Origin of the sequence: Paenibacillus oenotherae (assembly GCF_019443105.1) — a bacterium.
GTDB classification, from domain to species: domain Bacteria; phylum Bacillota; class Bacilli; order Paenibacillales; family Paenibacillaceae; genus Paenibacillus_Z; species Paenibacillus_Z oenotherae.
In genome coordinates this window covers 38,643-52,096 of sequence record NZ_JAHZIJ010000008.1, presented here as the reverse complement: position 1 = coordinate 52,096, position 13,454 = coordinate 38,643, and the positions used below count along the sequence as shown (strand labels likewise).

Annotated in this window: 13 protein-coding genes; 4 read left to right on the top strand and 9 right to left on the bottom strand. The window is 53.1% G+C overall.

Annotated features, from left to right (window positions below; all coding sequences use genetic code 11):
* The first annotated feature begins 350 nt into the window (after nt 1-350).
* The 3 genes from K0T92_RS13025 (at nt 351) to K0T92_RS13015 (ending at nt 3,420) form a co-directional block, all read left to right on the top strand.
* Entirely contained in the window at nt 351-1,328 is a 978-nt protein-coding gene (locus K0T92_RS13025; protein WP_219872917.1) for an iron-hydroxamate ABC transporter substrate-binding protein, read from the top strand.
* A 77-nt stretch (nt 1,329-1,405) separates the two neighbouring features.
* The gene (locus tag K0T92_RS13020) at nt 1,406-2,416 is read left to right on the top strand and encodes a FecCD family ABC transporter permease (RefSeq protein ID WP_219872916.1); all 1,011 of its coding nucleotides are present in this window, start codon (nt 1,406-1,408) and stop codon (nt 2,414-2,416) included.
* Nucleotides 2,413-3,420 (top strand): FecCD family ABC transporter permease, encoded by a 1,008-nt coding sequence (locus K0T92_RS13015; RefSeq protein ID WP_219872915.1) that lies wholly within the window; start codon nt 2,413-2,415, stop codon nt 3,418-3,420. Before K0T92_RS13020 ends, K0T92_RS13015 begins: the two co-directional genes overlap by 4 nt.
* A 435-nt stretch (nt 3,421-3,855) precedes the next feature.
* On the opposite strand, the gene K0T92_RS13010 is transcribed toward K0T92_RS13015, so the two are convergent.
* The 3 genes from K0T92_RS13010 to K0T92_RS13000 are packed head-to-tail and all read right to left on the bottom strand — an operon-like array spanning nt 3,856 to nt 5,573.
* Nucleotides 3,856-4,023 (bottom strand): CxxH/CxxC protein, encoded by a 168-nt coding sequence (locus K0T92_RS13010; RefSeq protein ID WP_219872914.1) that lies wholly within the window; start codon nt 4,021-4,023, stop codon nt 3,856-3,858.
* Between the two features lie 38 nt (nt 4,024-4,061).
* Complete coding sequence (locus K0T92_RS13005; RefSeq protein ID WP_219872913.1) at nt 4,062-4,205, bottom strand: hypothetical protein; 144 nt, start codon at nt 4,203-4,205, stop codon at nt 4,062-4,064.
* Between the two features lie 6 nt (nt 4,206-4,211).
* Nucleotides 4,212-5,573 (bottom strand): S1C family serine protease, encoded by a 1,362-nt coding sequence (locus K0T92_RS13000; protein WP_219872912.1) that lies wholly within the window; start codon nt 5,571-5,573, stop codon nt 4,212-4,214.
* Between the two features lie 126 nt (nt 5,574-5,699).
* On the opposite strand from K0T92_RS13000, the gene K0T92_RS12995 reads away from it, so the two are divergent.
* A complete protein-coding gene (locus K0T92_RS12995; RefSeq protein ID WP_219872911.1) occupies nt 5,700-5,921 on the top strand; it encodes a hypothetical protein in 222 nt (73 codons plus the stop codon).
* Here K0T92_RS12995 and K0T92_RS12990 read toward each other — a convergent pair.
* From K0T92_RS12990 to K0T92_RS12965, 6 genes are all read right to left on the bottom strand, one after another.
* On the bottom strand, nt 5,890-6,696 hold the full coding sequence (locus K0T92_RS12990) for an MBL fold metallo-hydrolase (protein WP_219872910.1): 807 nt from the start codon (nt 6,694-6,696) through the stop codon (nt 5,890-5,892). The genes K0T92_RS12995 and K0T92_RS12990 overlap by 32 nt on opposite strands.
* 53 nt (nt 6,697-6,749) lie before the next feature.
* Nucleotides 6,750-7,496, bottom strand: coding sequence for a two-component system regulatory protein YycI (yycI, locus tag K0T92_RS12985; protein WP_219872909.1), 747 nt, complete (start codon nt 7,494-7,496; stop codon nt 6,750-6,752).
* Nucleotides 7,497-7,580: 84 nt separating this feature from the next.
* On the bottom strand, nt 7,581-9,071 hold the full coding sequence (locus tag K0T92_RS12980; RefSeq protein ID WP_219872908.1) for a YycH family regulatory protein: 1,491 nt from the start codon (nt 9,069-9,071) through the stop codon (nt 7,581-7,583).
* Nucleotides 9,071-10,906 carry a cell wall metabolism sensor histidine kinase WalK gene (gene walK / locus K0T92_RS12975; protein WP_219872907.1) on the bottom strand — a complete coding sequence of 612 codons (1,836 nt, stop codon included), beginning with the start codon at nt 10,904-10,906 and terminating at the stop codon, nt 9,071-9,073. The genes K0T92_RS12980 and walK overlap by 1 nt, the downstream gene beginning before the upstream one ends.
* Nucleotides 10,903-11,667 carry a response regulator YycF gene (gene yycF, locus K0T92_RS12970; RefSeq protein ID WP_219872906.1) on the bottom strand — a complete coding sequence of 255 codons (765 nt, stop codon included), beginning with the start codon at nt 11,665-11,667 and terminating at the stop codon, nt 10,903-10,905. The genes walK and yycF overlap by 4 nt, the downstream gene beginning before the upstream one ends.
* A 226-nt stretch (nt 11,668-11,893) precedes the next feature.
* Nucleotides 11,894-13,318: a peptidoglycan DD-metalloendopeptidase family protein gene (locus K0T92_RS12965; RefSeq protein WP_246628143.1), complete on the bottom strand. Its 1,425-nt coding sequence runs from the start codon at nt 13,316-13,318 to the stop codon at nt 11,894-11,896.
* Between the last annotated feature and the right edge of the window lie 136 nt (nt 13,319-13,454).

Genomic DNA, 13,454 nt, shown 5'->3' with positions numbered 1-13,454 from the left:
ATACCTCATCCTTATAAGAATAGCCTGTTTTCCCCAACAGTCAAACTCCCGGCCCGCCCCAGCAGTCTTCAACAGCGCGTACTCCCAAGGGATTACAGCCCCACCTGATACTTCTATTGTAATTTATCCCATCAATATGAACGCTATTGACAACCCCACATGATAGCTATAAAATGTTCCAAGTAATGAGTATGATAATCATTATCAATTAAATGGTCAGCCTCACGCTAGCCAATTAACTGGATTCAAAGGCCTCACATGCGCATCTGCAGACGCATTAAGGCCACATGTTACATACCACTCACAATACAAGGGCGCATCATCGCGCCACAATAAGGGAGACAAGAACAATGAAGAAACTGTTAATTCCATTCATTCTCACCCTGGTGCTAATCATAAGCGCCTGCGGCAGCAATGCGGCCAAGAACAACAACACGCAAGCCGGTACATCCAACCAGGCAGACAAAGGAAATACGAACAAACCGGCGGCTGATAATACAACAGAAGCGCCGTCAGGCACGATCACCTATCAATCGGAATCAGGACCTGTCGAGGTTCCAGCCAACCCGCAGCGTGTCGTCATGCTATCTTCTTTTGCCGGTAACGTCATGGCATTGAATGTTAATCTTGTCGGGGTAGACAATTGGTCTAAGTTGAATCCCCGCTTCGCAGACAAGCTGAAGGATGTCGAAGCCGTCTCCGATGAGAACCTGGAGAAAATCCTCGAGCTGCAGCCTGACCTGATCATCGGCCTGTCCACCATCAAGAATGTAGACAAGCTGAAGCAAATTGCGCCAACTGTAACCTTTACATACGGCAAAGTAGACTACCTGACGCAGCATCTGGAGATCGGCAAACTGCTGAACAAGGCTGATGAAGCGCAAAAATGGGTCGATGATTTCAAAGCAAGAGCACAGCAAGCCGGAGTAGACATTAAAGCGAAGATTGGCGCAGACGCAACCATCTCGGTTATCGAGAGCTTCGACAAACAGTTGTATGTATTCGGCGACAACTGGGGTCGCGGCACCGAGATTCTGTATCAGGAAATGAAGCTGGCCATGCCGGAGAAGGTCAAAGAAATGGCGCTCAAGGACGGTTACTACGCCTTGTCAGCCGAAGTTCTGCCCGAGTACGCTGGCGATTATCTCATCATTAGCAAAAACCCGGATGCCGACAACTCTTTCCAGACCACGCAATCCTATAAGAACATTCCGGCTGTCAAGAACAATCACGTATTCGAAGCCAACGCGAAGGAATTCTACTTCAACGATCCTATAACGCTGGAATACCAACTAGAGTTCTTTATCAACAACCTGCTCGGCCAATAATCCACCATGGAGGAATTCTTTCTGCCAAAAGAATTCCTCCATCTCGTTGTTCAATTTAAGGAGTAGATGAGAACCCCATGACGACAAAAAAACGATCCCTTCCAATCACCTATAAGCTGATTGGCAGTGTCATTGTATTTGCAGCCATGTTCGTGATTTCGATGGTGTTCGGGGCGGCGCAGACGCCAATCGAGGATGTATGGCTCGCGATAACCTCGCCCGCTGCGGTGAACGACAATATCCTGACCCTTCGCGAGATCCGGTTTCCCCGTGAGGTTGCCGGGATTCTTGTAGGAGCGGCCTTAGCCGTGTCCGGCGCGATCATGCAGGGCGTAACCCGCAATCCCCTTGCTGACCCGGGCTTGCTCGGCCTCACCTCCGGTGCGACGATGGCGCTCGCGCTGACGCTGGCTTTTGCCCCCGGCGTAAGCTATTTCGGCATTATGATTGCCTGCTTTACTGGCGCTGCATTCGGGGCATCGCTGGTCATCATTCTTGGCGCAATGCGACGGGGCAGCCTCTCCCCGATTCGAATCGTGCTGGCTGGAGCTGCAGTATCCGCCTTCTTGTATGCCATCTCGGAGGGTATCAGCATCTATTTCAAAATCTCCAAGGATGTCTCCATGTGGACAGCAGGAGGACTAATCGGCACGACTTGGGGACAGGTTCAGATGATTGCGCCTGTTATTATCGTCGCGATCCTGATCTCCATCTTCCTTGCACGGCAAATCACCATCCTTAGCCTTAACGATGAGGTTGCCGCCAGCCTGGGACAGAAGCTCGTACAGATCGAGGCGATTCTGTTCCTGCTGGTCATTCTGCTGACCGGAGCCGCGGTCGCGCTCGTCGGCAACATGGCTTTTATCGGCTTGATGATTCCGCACATCGTACGCAAGATCACAGGCACGGATTACCGTTTCGTCATACCATTCTCGGCCATAACGGGCGCATCCTTCATGCTGCTCGCCGATACGCTGGGACGTACCATTAACATCCCTTACGAAACGCCTGTTGCCGCTATTGTTGCAACGCTTGGCTTGCCGTTCTTCCTGCTAGTCGTACGTAAAGGAGGAAAATCCTTCTCATGATCCGGTCAGCCTTAATTCGCAAACAGCGCATCACGATATTCGCCTGCCTGGCACTCATTGCCGCTACAGTCCTGATTGGAATGGGAATGGGATACGCCTCTCTTTCTTACGACAGGCTGCTCCCTGTACTACTGGGCCAAGGGACGTTCAAAGAGGACTTCATATTGTATTCGATCCGGCTGCCGCGCATCATAATTACGCTGCTGGCAGGGATGGCGCTCGCCTTATCCGGCTCCATTCTGCAGAGCATTACCCGCAACGATCTGGCCGAGCCCGGCATAATCGGAATCAACTCCGGCGCTGGCGTAGCTATCGCTGTATTCTTTCTCTACTTTCCGATTGATGTGGGGTCATTCGTCTACTTGCTCCCGCTTGTCGCATTCGCAGGCGCTCTGGCCACCGCATTTCTGATCTATATCTTGTCCTACCGTCGTTCAGAAGGTTTGAATCCTACCAGGCTGGTGCTGACCGGGGTTGGGTTCTCACTGGCGCTATCCGGCATGATGATCGTCATTATTTCATCGGCTGAACGAAGCCGGGTTGATTTCATTGCCAAATGGATTGCGGGGAACATCTGGGGGACGGACTGGCCTTTCATCTGGGCGATTGCGCCGTGGCTGGCTATCCTCATTCCCTTCACCCTGTACAAAGCTGTCCGCTTGAACCTGCTTGGGCTGGACGAAGCCTCTGCCATCGGTGTTGGCATGCGGATTGAACGGGAGCGGTTCATCCTGCTGCTCGCTGCGGTTGCCCTTGCGGCTTCTGCAGTGTCTGTCACCGGGGGCATCGCCTTTATCGGACTGCTCGCTCCGCATATCGCCAAAGCATTGGTCGGACCGAGAAATCAGCTCTTTATCCCCGTTGCGATTCTGATGGGCGGTTGGCTGCTCTTGGCTGCGGATACGCTCGGACGCAACCTTGCTGATCCGGACGGCATTGCCGCAGGCATCGTCGTATCCATAATCGGAGTGCCCTACTTCGCCTACTTGCTGCTCAAAAAATAAAGCAATTTGTCCCGGTCAGAGCCTCTGCTCACCCCGGGACAAATTGCTTTCAAAACCGCTGCTCTTGTCGCTCTAGCAATTGCACACTTGCTCTTGTGCTCTTGTGCTCTTGTGCTCTTGTGCTCTTGTGCTCTTGTGCTCTTGTGCTCTTGTGCTCTTGTTGCTCTTGTTGCTCTTGTTGCTCTTGTCGCTCTTGCACTTACGCTCTTGCACTTGCACATTTGCTCTTGTGCCCTTGCCCTTACTCTAAATCCATATAAGATGGATGGGAGAAAGGAACAACAGAGTGGAGCAGGGGGAATGATTCTGGAGAAGCGTAGCGTTCGCCTTTGTTCCTGGAATTCCACCATGAGCAAACAACAGCGATCGCAAGAACATTCCCCCCGGCGCAGCGGGCGCGTTGTTCCTCTCTATCATTCAGCTTGTGCAGATCCCTCACACAACCAGGTAAAGCGCGATATTCTCGCACATCTCGCAGGTCGCTGGCGCTTCCCATTCCGTGAACTTCGTCTCGATCAGATCGACAATATCCGGTGCATCCTCATACTCATCCACAAACTTGTCAATCGCCAGTTCAATATGTTCTTTGCATACACAATACATCTGCTAGTTGTCCCCCGTATTCTCTTCTGTGCTATGTATTATTCATCATCGACCAAACCGCCCGCTCTTAGTCGTGCGAGATCACCTTGCCGTATAGTACAGGACAAGCCCGGCCCGCACACATGAAAGGACCAGCTTCCCGGCAGCCGCACCAACGACCGCAAGGAACTGATCCGTATCATCGAAGCCTACTCCTCCGCCTTTTCGCCCAGCTCCAGCTGAAGCGTCTGCTTCTCGCCATCGCGATACAGCGTCACTTCAATCTTGTCGCCGATTTTCTTCTTGGCGTAGAGATATTTGCGCAGCTCCATCGTACTGCTGATCGGCTGCTTGTCGAGCTTCACAATAACATCATTAAACGCCAGACCCGCATCCTTCGCAGGACCGACTGCTTCAAGCACGATAACACCATCGCGCACATCCTTGGGCAGCTTCAGCTCAATCGGCGGCAGCTCCGTGCCATCACCGTCGCCCGCAGCCTCGCCATCCTCTAACCAATCCTCATCATCCAAGCCCGAATTCTCTGCATCCGTCTGATTGGCCTGCTGTGCCCAATACTGCTCCAAATCCATCGTATACACGCCCAGATAAGGACGGGTCACCTTGCCGAACTCCATCAGACTTTCCACGATTGGCATCGCATACTTCGAAGGAATCGCGAACCCGACGCCTTCCACGCCGAAATCCGCAACCTTCATACTATTAATGCCCACAACCTTGCCATTCAGATCGATGAGCGGGCCGCCGCTGTTGCCCTGATTAATAGAAGCGTCAATCTGGATCACTTCCTGCTCCCAGTCGAACACGCCATCCTGGCTGAGCGACACCGGAATAATCCGATGCGTCTTGCTCACAATGCCCATCGTCAGCGAATCGCTAAGTCCAAGCGGGTTGCCGATTGCCATGACCCATTGACCGGCGCGCAGACCGTTGGAATCTCCGATTTCGGCCACGACATCAATTCCCTTGGAATCGATCTCCAGTACCGCCAGATCCGTAATGCTATCCTTACCGACAACGCTCGCTTCACGAATTTCGCCGTTGCTCAGCACCGCCTTCACGGCTGCCGCGTCCTCCACAACGTGGTTATTCGTAATAATATAAGCCTTGCCCTTCTCCTTCTGGAAAATAACGCCCGAGCCAAGCGACGCCTCCTCCAGCCCCATGCCTTCATCACCATATTCGTCCAAATCATCAGCCCCTGCTCCCATGGAAGAGAGGGCCTGCTCATTAATGATACTAACGACCGCAGGTCTTACCTTCTCAGCGGCCTGAATAGTCCGTTCAAGCGGATCGCCTGTCTGCACCGTAGCTACAGCAGGATTCACCTTCTGCACGCTGCCACCGCCGCCGAAGCCGACAGATAACCCGAACACCGTCACCGCCGCCACCGCGCTTACAAGCGACGAGGTCAAAGCTATGCGGACGTTGGACCAGCTGCCGTCACGTCGCGGCTTGCCGAATGAGAACGATTTCCCCTCCCGCTCCGAAGACCGGACAGCCTTCCGGGAGACACGCGTCGAGTAGAAATCATCGTCGAATAAGCTCATCTATAATCGCTCCTCTCGATGCCGCGGGCATCAAGAATGTTTTTTATACGCTCTAGGAATGATATCGGAAGAAACGTCTACAATAGTTAATAGAACCCATTAAAATAGAAGAAGGAGCGATAAAACATGCCACGCAAGCTCTCAACCGCAATGGATGGAGTCAATCTCGCAGCCAAACTAGCAGACCTCAAAGAGGATCATTACCGCATCCTGCTTACCGTAAGTGCCGTTACCGAGCTGTTAATCGACAAAGGTCTGTTCACCCGCGATGAACTGGAGGTTAAAGCTGCCACACTCGATCTCGAACTGGACAGCCTTATCGCTTCATCACTTCATCCCATGGCGTAGGCCGGTCATGATAGGTCTCTCTTAAAGGATACTCATCCTTTCGGAAAAAGTGCCCATTGCTCTCCAAAATATTATTAACCGTCAGCTTGGCCAGATCCATCTGATTATGATCCAGGCTCAAATGCGCAAGATAGACCCGCTTCGTCCGATCCGTCAGCAGCTGGCACAACGCTTCACCCGCCGCTTCATTGGACAGATGCCCGATATCGCTCAGAATACGCCTTTTGATGTTCCACGGATATCTGCCCATTCGCAGCAGCTCCACATCATGGTTCGACTCCAGAACGAGCACATCCGAATCCTCGATCATCCGCTGCACCTTATCGCTGACATATCCAAGATCAGTCGCCAGGCTAAGCTTTACACCATCATCATGAAACACATAGCCGACCGGCTCGGCGGCATCATGCGAGATCGCATACGAGGTCGTCTGCATCGAGCCGAAATTCACCGTCTCGCCGGTCTCCATAATTACCCGCTTCTCTGCAGCAATTTGCCCGACATGGCGCTCCAAGGCCCCCCATGTCTGCTCATTGGCATAGATCGGAAGATTGAATTTGCGTGCGAACGCACCCAAACCTTTAATATGATCGGAATGCTCATGCGTGACAACAATGGCATCCACATGATGTCCTGCTACACCGCGCTCCCGCATGAGCTCCTCTAGCTTCTTGGCGCTTAAACCCGCATCCACAAGCACCGTCGCGTCATCACTCTGCACGATCGTTGCGTTCCCCGTGGAGCCGCTGGCCAGTACAGTAAACCGTAGTCCCATGTCCCGTCTAACCTGCCTTTTCCCCTGCTCCCATTGCCGCCGCTCTGACGGCATTACGAAACCAATTCTTCCTCCGTTACAACTTCCCCACTAACAGCATGAATATAATATACATTGCCATCCTCCAGCAGCACGCGCCAAGACGGTGCAGATACCTGCGTATCCGACTTCGCGAAAGTCTGTCCGTGATAGCCTAGCTTGATCTCTTTAATGACAGCGCCGGGCGCCAGAAACTTCTCGATAAGCGGCGCCATCGCGATCGTTGCGGACAAGACCGGATTCTCAATCGCCTTGTCCGAAGGGACAAGCTCGATCACATCCTGCCGGTACGCAATGATTTTCTGATCCTCATAGTACAGCTCCAGCTTCACATCGAACATCGGACGAAGCTGCTCCATCCGGTAGAAGACGAACTTCTTGTCATCACTCGTCGTGCCGTCGTACACATACTGATCGATGTCCGGAATAACCGCTCCGAGACCTTCAATCAACTGCTTCTCGTTAAAAATGATCTTGCCCTCAACAGGCTGCTTCAGCACATGCCGCTCATTATCGCCCAGCTTCGTTTTCAACCGGTAGGTCAGATCCTGAAGCTCCGGGGTTTCCGCTGGAATATAGATATTATCAGCGAGCCTAATCCCCTTCTCTTCCATGATGCGCAGCGTCTCAGGCGACAGATCATCCGCTTCCGCGCTGGTGCTCAGCCCTTCCCGGATATTGGACCAGAGCTGGTAACCAAGCACCACATTCAGCAGCAAGAATGCGAGTATAAGAACGTTCTTCGCCCTGCCCCAATCCATCCGTTCACCACCTCCGCACCATTACACGGTATACCATGCTTTAAACGCTATCCAGCTTTCGCAATCTGCATAGCCTGCTCCATATTAATCCAATAGCGGCTCCTCGCCGCCATCGCCGACAGTAACCGCAGCCTTGCTGCCGCCTGTACTCACAGATTTGGGCAGGGCAGCCCCGTTAGCTCCCACTTCCTCGAAGGTCTCTGCAGACGCTCCATTATCCTTCTTGTCCGGATTCACAATCGGTCCTCCGCCCGGCTCCCCGGGCATTGGCTTCTCAGAGCCAGCCAATGCCGGCAGCAGCATCTCCTGTGAGCCGTCCGTCAATCGTACCACCCATGCCGGCTGGAATCGAATCCGGTTGTCCTCCAGATGTACCGCGATCAAAGCCGGATACAGTGCCGTCGTCTCCCCGCGGCGAATATAGCTGGCTAATGCCTTCTCCAGCATTTCACCGCCAGGCAGCCACTTTACAGCCTTCGTCTCAGCCTTGCTCTGAAGCGTCAAGAGCGAACGCTCGTACTCCGATACCGCTCCCTGCTGCAAGCGAAGCCTCATATCTCCGTACAGGAACGGCTCCTTCGGCACGATCGGGTAATTGCCGTAGTATTGCTGATATCGGATGATTTGCGTCTGCGAGCTGTCCATAGGCCCCGGGTAGATAAACCTGTGCATGCCATCCCAGCCGCCATGCTGGTTGATGAATGCAATCGAAGCATAGACATTGTCCCCGATATTATCCTCAAGCTCCTGCCTTGCCACAGGATCCGTATAGCTGATCCACTTGCCGTTCTGATCCACCTGCAGACCGCGTTTGCCGTCCGTATAGATCTGAGACCCGCTCCGGTTGCTGATCGCCCGCGTCACAGCAGGATCAAAGAACAAATTGCCCTGCATCTGCTCGGCTGAGTAAGATTTGTAACCGACAACAGCTTCCACCGATTGAAGAGGCCCCTGCGGAATATACAGCTCGTCCTCAAGCGGTGTATACAACGTCTGGAACTCTCCGAACCCGACGTATGTTTCAATATCCTGTGCAGTCAAGTCAGCACGCACGGACTCATACACCGTACTGCTGTCCGCACTGAAGAAGAACGTTCTGACCTCATTGCTCTCCCGCTTATTGAAAATCCAGATCCGGTCGATGACATCGCTTAAGAAGAGCAAATCCCCCTCCAGCTTAATCACCTTGCTCAGCAGCTCGACAGGAACACCGCGCCCGAATCTCAGCTCTACGCCTTGATCCCGGTCACGCACCTCTTTCCAATCCACTGCACGAATAGAGCTGCGCTGGAACCCTTTGAATTCCCGCCCGCGAATCCGTTCATAGATTCTGTCATAGAAATTCATTGCCGGATACAGCAATGTATGCTTCCCTTCACCCATGTGCAGGACGAGATCCTCGGGGAAAATAAGATTCTCCACCTTCTCCTCCGCGCCCATCAGCGCCGTGTTCACATAATCCTGCGGAGTCGATAGCGTAGCGCCAAGCCCCGGCATGCTGTATGCGAGCAGATAGCTCTGCATTAAACTCAATACGACAAGAACAATGAGTACTCCGGTTTTAACCCTCTCCATCACGACGGCTCACCTCCGCTTTGCAGTGCAGGCAATGTGACGGTTACTGTCGTGCCTTCATTCAGCTCGGAGTCTAGAGCAATGGAGCCGCCGTGCGCCTTGACAATTTCCCGGGCAATGGAGAGGCCAAGCCCTGTTCCGCCCATATTGCGCGATCTGGCCTTATCAACCCGATAGAACCGGTCGAATATCCGGCTCAGATCCTTCTTCGGAATGCCGATCCCTGTGTCCTTCACGCTAATCGCGATGGAGGTCAGGTCCGGCCTGCATGCCGCAATCTCAATCCGGCCGCCATCAAGCGTATACTTGATCGCATTGGACACCAGATTGTCCAATACCTGATCGATCTGGTCACGATCCAGCCATATCGTTTCAATTCCGTCCTCAACACGAACCGTCGCACGTATGGATTTCTTTCGCAGCTGGAAGGAGAACCTGTCGGCAACCTCCTCCAGCATCTCCGGCACATTCATCGCCTGGCGCCGCAGCGGCGACTGTTTGGAATCCAGCCTGGACAGATGCAAGAGATCCGTTACGAGACGAATCATCCGCTCCGTCTCATTCCGGATTACGCCCACGAACCGCTGTCCAAGCTCCTGCTCCACCATGGCCCCGTCATCAAGCGCTTCAGCGTAGCTCTTGATCGTCGTAAGCGGCGTGCGCAGCTCATGCGACACATTCGCTACGAACTCGCGCCGCGATTGCTCAAGGCGCTCCTGCTCCGTGACATCCTGGAGCACCGCGATTGTACCGGAAATCCCTTTATCCCGGCGATGGATGGGCGTCAGCGTCACACGCATCAGCTCCTCCTCCTCGCCATCGGATTGCGTATGATAGATGACCGCAACCTTCTCACGGCCCTTCATCAGCGACGACAGCTGTCCTTCATCCATACTGAACAGCTCTGTCAGCCTAAGACCCTCGCAATCGTTCTCACGCAGCATCTCACAAGCGCGACGGTTCGTAATAATGACCATGCCGTGTTCATCAGCGGCAACAACACCATCACTCATATTAGCAAGTATAGAGGAGATCTTCTCCTTCTCCTCCTCGTTCGCCGACAGCGCATCGCGCAGACGCATCGTCATGTCATTGAACACCTCGCTGAGCTGTCCGATCTCATCATCGCCAAGCACGGGCACCTGCTGGTCGAAGTGTCCTTCGGCAACAGCAGCTGCTTGGCGGGTCAGCCCTTTGATCGGGTTCGTGATCGTATGGGACAGCAGAATGCCGAGCACACCGGTCAGACCGAGTGCAATGAGCATCCCGGACATGAAGATCCGGTTAATCCGATCCACCGTCTGGTACAGCTCGTTCATCGAAGCGACCAGATACACCGCCCCGACAATCTTCACCCCATAGTAGACCGGCTTCGCAATAATCTTCTTCCGGTTATTGTTCTCGTCGATAACCTCTTCCTCATTATCCCGTATCCCCTGAAGGGCACGGCTAACGGCCAGCGACGTATTCTTCTTCCCGACATTCGACTGCTGAGACTCCAGTGAGGTTGCCAGCACCTTGCCGCTGGCATCCAGCACCTGCACCTCGGCTTCATTAATCGTGAACAGCCCCCGCGCAAGCATGCTCAGGAACTCTTCCGTCATCTGCTCGCCTTCAGCACCCATCGTCTCCGGCTTCTTCGACAGTGTCTGGGCTGTAATCTTGGAGAGCAGATTCGCCTGCTCATTCATATTATTCGTGAACGATGTCGTCAGAGACGTCTTCATCGTGCTGATGAAATAGACGCCAATCAGCTGCATGCCGATGAGAATAAGGAGAACGTATATAATGATCAGCTTGAACTGGATGGAGCGGAAGAACCGTATGCCGTTCATCCGTAGCCGAAGCCCCCGGATTTGGGATTGCGCATCAAGTAGCCGAGACCGCGGCGAGTAAGAATATACTCCGGCCTGCTGGGATCATCCTCGATCTTCTCGCGCAGACGGCGAATCGTAACATCTACAGTCCGCACATCGCCAAAATATTCGAACCCCCACACCGCCTGCAGCAAATGCTCGCGCGTCATCACCTTGCCGCTGTTGCGCGCAAGATAATAGACCAGCTCGTACTCCCGATGCGTCAGATCAAGCGGCGCATCATCCTTATACACAACATACATATCCGTATCAATGAAAAGATTGAAGATCGCCAGCCCCTGCTTGTCCGCGCTGTTTCCGCCTGAGGCGGACGCTCCGCCGTTCATTGCGGAGTCGGGCGCGGAAGGCGCCTCTGCCTTCTGCCGGCGCAGATGCGCCTTCACACGGGCCAGCAGCTCGCGTGTGCTGAACGGCTTGGTCACATAATCATCGGCGCCAAGCTCCAGTCCCAGCACCTTGTCCAGCTCCGTATCCTTGGCAGTCAGCATAATAATCGGCGTCTGCAGACGGCTCCGTACCTCGCGGCATACATCCATGCCATCCTTCACCGGCAGCATCAGATCAAGCAGAATCAAGTCCGGGTTCTCCTCGAAAGCAAGCCTCACCGCCTCGCCGCCATCGAAAGCACAAATAACCTGATAGCCTTCCTTCTCCAAATTAAACTTTAGAATATCCGCAATCGGCTGTTCATCATCAACAACCAGAATTTTACCGTGCATGCCATCACCGCCCATCGCTTCTGCTTACAATCCGCACAAGACCCGAAGGCCATATGCCATGCCAAGCCCGCTTGTGCACAACCTTCTACCATTCTACCATAGGTTTCGTCCATCTACCCAATGAAAGTTCGCACATAAGAGGGACGATTTGGGCCGCCGCCTCTCCTGTTCTGTGCAAAAAAGCATCACCCTGGCGATTCAAGCCAAGGCGATGCTTCCTCCTGCATTATAGATACTTCATCGGATTCTTAATAGCGCCGTCCTTGTGAATCTCAAAATGCAAATGCGTGCCGAAGGAATGGCCGGTATTGCCCATAATACCGATCCGCTCGCCGCGTTCTACGGTCTGCCCTGATTTCACATTAATCTTGCTTAAGTGCCCGTAAGTGGTTTTAAATCCATTCTTGTGGTTAATAATGATACAACGGCCTAATCCGTTCTTCGTTCCCGCGAATTCGATCACGCCGTTATCTGCTGCCAGAATGTTCTTATTGCCAACCAAGTCGATGCCCTTGTGCTGACGGCCCCATCGCTTCCCGAAGGTGCTTGTCAGCCGGGCGCCCATTACAGGCCAAGAGAACTTCCCTGTACCTTCACCAAGAACAACCTTTGTACCCTTCATTATGATCGACGATACAGAGGATTCCAATACTTCCTCACTAACAAACTCTTCACTCATGAGATAACCGTTCTGCTTCACGAGCTTATAGGTGACGCGCTTCTTCCCGCTCTGGCCTTCACGAATGACCTTCGATTGCCCGGCGCGCATATTGGCGTTCTTCTGAATCTGTACCGTAGGCTCTATCGTTTCAATCTCGGTCACATTCTCGATCGTCTCAACTGTAACCTGTGGCTTCAGCACCGTCAGATCCAGCACTTCGCCAACTTTAATCTCATCATCCTTGATCCACTTATTCCGCTCATAGATCAATTGCGGCGAAATATCGAATTTCTGGGCGATGCAGCCGATGCAGTCGCCTTCCTGCACCGTATACTTGGTCTCTTTCGTCGTGCCCTTCACGAGCGTCAGATAGACCTGATCCGGAGTAGCAATGTCTGAAGGCTGTACTTCCGCCGCATCCATGCTGACATCCTCAACGAATTTAACCGATCTTACTGTTGTCGTAGGCTTGTCCGATTTAGGTGCTGCACTCTTGTAAGCGAGCGCCGTTACTTCCACCTTCTTCGGGGCTGCAGGCTGCGGCGAGTATTTGGACTGTACCCGCTTCAGAACGGCATCCGCAGTCTTCTGATCCTTCACTACACCGATCAGCTTGCCATTCACTTTAAGCTCGACCCCTGTTGCATGGGATGTGAATTGTTTCTCAAGCGCTGCCAGCGTGGCCTCATTTTCCGGCTTCGCCTTGTAAGCGCTTTTAAGCTGATAGGTGATCTCTCCGGCATCCAGAACCATATTCACATTCGGGTTGGCTGCTTTTACTTCCTCTTGCTTGCGACTAACGAGCTGCTCTACTTGCTCCTGTGAGCTGACTCCGCCGACCAGCTTGCCATTCATATATACTTCATAGTAATCGACTGTGTGTGTTTTAACGTATTGGCTTCCGCTGAATCCGACTATCGCGAGTATAGCAAGTGCTCCCCCAGCAAGAATCAAAGGCTTCTTGCGGTTTAATCTCTTCACCTTGCCCATACTGCTCTGTTGTTCTAAGCTGTCTTGATCGTGCTGTGATCGGACGCGCCGAAAAGTTTGCAGGAATGTGCTCCATACCTTTCGAATCCGACCCTTTTCCTTAAAAACGGTCATGATCGTCTCCTCTTCGCGTTCT

Excerpts from the sequence above, each read along its gene's own strand:
- K0T92_RS13025 (WP_219872917.1), top strand. The coding sequence starts at position 351 with ATGAAGAAACTGTTAATTCCATTCATTCTCACCCTGGTGCTAATCATA.
- K0T92_RS13020 (WP_219872916.1), top strand. The coding sequence starts at position 1,406 with ATGACGACAAAAAAACGATCCCTTCCAATCACCTATAAGCTGATTGGC.
- K0T92_RS13015 (WP_219872915.1), top strand. The coding sequence starts at position 2,413 with ATGATCCGGTCAGCCTTAATTCGCAAACAGCGCATCACGATATTCGCC.
- K0T92_RS13010 (WP_219872914.1), bottom strand. The coding sequence starts at position 4,023 with ATGTATTGTGTATGCAAAGAACATATTGAACTGGCGATTGACAAGTTT.
- K0T92_RS13005 (WP_219872913.1), bottom strand. The coding sequence starts at position 4,205 with ATGATACGGATCAGTTCCTTGCGGTCGTTGGTGCGGCTGCCGGGAAGC.
- K0T92_RS13000 (WP_219872912.1), bottom strand. The coding sequence starts at position 5,573 with ATGAGCTTATTCGACGATGATTTCTACTCGACGCGTGTCTCCCGGAAG.
- K0T92_RS12995 (WP_219872911.1), top strand. The coding sequence starts at position 5,700 with ATGCCACGCAAGCTCTCAACCGCAATGGATGGAGTCAATCTCGCAGCC.
- K0T92_RS12990 (WP_219872910.1), bottom strand. The coding sequence starts at position 6,696 with ATGGGACTACGGTTTACTGTACTGGCCAGCGGCTCCACGGGGAACGCA.
- yycI (WP_219872909.1), bottom strand. The coding sequence starts at position 7,496 with ATGGATTGGGGCAGGGCGAAGAACGTTCTTATACTCGCATTCTTGCTG.
- K0T92_RS12980 (WP_219872908.1), bottom strand. The coding sequence starts at position 9,071 with ATGGAGAGGGTTAAAACCGGAGTACTCATTGTTCTTGTCGTATTGAGT.
- walK (WP_219872907.1), bottom strand. The coding sequence starts at position 10,906 with ATGAACGGCATACGGTTCTTCCGCTCCATCCAGTTCAAGCTGATCATT.
- yycF (WP_219872906.1), bottom strand. The coding sequence starts at position 11,667 with ATGCACGGTAAAATTCTGGTTGTTGATGATGAACAGCCGATTGCGGAT.
- K0T92_RS12965 (WP_246628143.1), bottom strand. The coding sequence starts at position 13,318 with ATGGGCAAGGTGAAGAGATTAAACCGCAAGAAGCCTTTGATTCTTGCT.